Raw genomic sequence first — 1,091 nt, 5'->3', positions numbered from 1 at the left:
TGCAAGCCATTCGGCAGGCACGCGAGCGCATCGACATCGTCACGCCGTACTTCTACCCGCACCGCGCCATCCGCCTGGCCCTGCGCCACGCAGCCTCCAAGGGCGTGCAGGTGCGCCTGCTGCTGCAGGGCAAGCTCGACTACCGCATCGCCGGGGTCGCGGCCCAGGTGCTCTACCACGAGCTGCAGCGCCACGGCGTTCGCATCTTCGAGTACCAGGACGCCTTCCTGCATGCCAAGGTGCTGAGGGTGGACGATGAATGGGCCACGGTGGGCTCGTCCAACCTCGACCCGCTGTCGCTGGTGCTCAACCTCGAAGGCAACCTGGTGATCAAGGACCGGGCCTTCGTGCGCACGCTGTCGAACTCGCTGGACGAGGACTTCTCGCGCAGCCGCGAGGTGCCCGCCCCCGCCTCCGACAGCCGACCTGGCTGGGTCGCGCGAGCGCGGCGAGCCGTGGTCAGCTGGCTGGCGCGGACCTACCTGCGGCTGGCAGGCGCCACGCGGCGCTACTGAGCCATCCACCTCGGGTCACGCTCGCCACCCCGCCCAGGTCAACAAGCAGAGCGATCTGCAGGAGGCCTGGCCGTCAAAGACCAAGCCTCACCATGCGCCGCAGGGCGAGGCCACTGCGATGCCTGCGTCGGCGGCTGCCCTGGTCCGTGGGTTTGCAACCAGCGACGCGCCAGCATCCAGCCAGCATGGCCGACGACGCTCACACCAGGCTCAGGCGGTTGCCACATTGCAGCCCGCTGCAGCACCTGGTGCAGGCTCTCGCCGCCGCCCGGGCGGTGATGCAGGAAGTCCGCCACCCAGGCATCAACGTCCTCGCGTGCGATGTGTTCCCAGTCTTGTCCGTCCCAAGCGCCGAAATCGGCCTCCAGCAAGGCGTCATCAACCACGTGTCGCCAGCCCAGGCTGCGCAGGTGACGGCCAACGTCGCGGCAGCGCCTGAGGGGCGAGGTGCAGACCACCAGCGGCAGGCCCTGCGCCAGCGCATGCCGATGGATGCGACGCGCCAGGCGCCGGGCCTTTCGCGGGTCGACTTGCAGGTCGGTGCGCCCGATGCAGCGCCCCGCGTGGCCGATGGGG

The 1,091-nt window shown here is 69.8% G+C and carries 2 protein-coding genes; one reads left to right on the top strand and one right to left on the bottom strand.

Annotated elements, in window-relative coordinates:
• Nucleotides 1–515, top strand: a 515-nt coding sequence (locus B2W70_RS05885) for a phospholipase D-like domain-containing protein (RefSeq protein WP_286743780.1), incomplete at its 5' end; no start/stop codon positions are given.
• A gap of 38 nt (nucleotides 516–553) precedes the next feature.
• On the opposite strand, the gene B2W70_RS05880 is transcribed toward B2W70_RS05885, so the two are convergent.
• On the bottom strand, nucleotides 554–1,021 hold the full coding sequence (locus B2W70_RS05880) for a histidine phosphatase family protein (RefSeq protein ID WP_286743794.1): 468 nt from the start codon (nucleotides 1,019–1,021) through the stop codon (nucleotides 554–556).
• Nucleotides 1,022–1,091: the final 70 nt, after the last annotated feature.

It is taken from the genome of Aquabacterium sp. UBA2148 (genome assembly GCF_002328915.1).
GTDB lineage: Bacteria > Pseudomonadota > Gammaproteobacteria > Burkholderiales > Burkholderiaceae_C > Aquabacterium > Aquabacterium parvum.
This window is presented reverse-complemented; position numbering and strand designations above follow the sequence as displayed.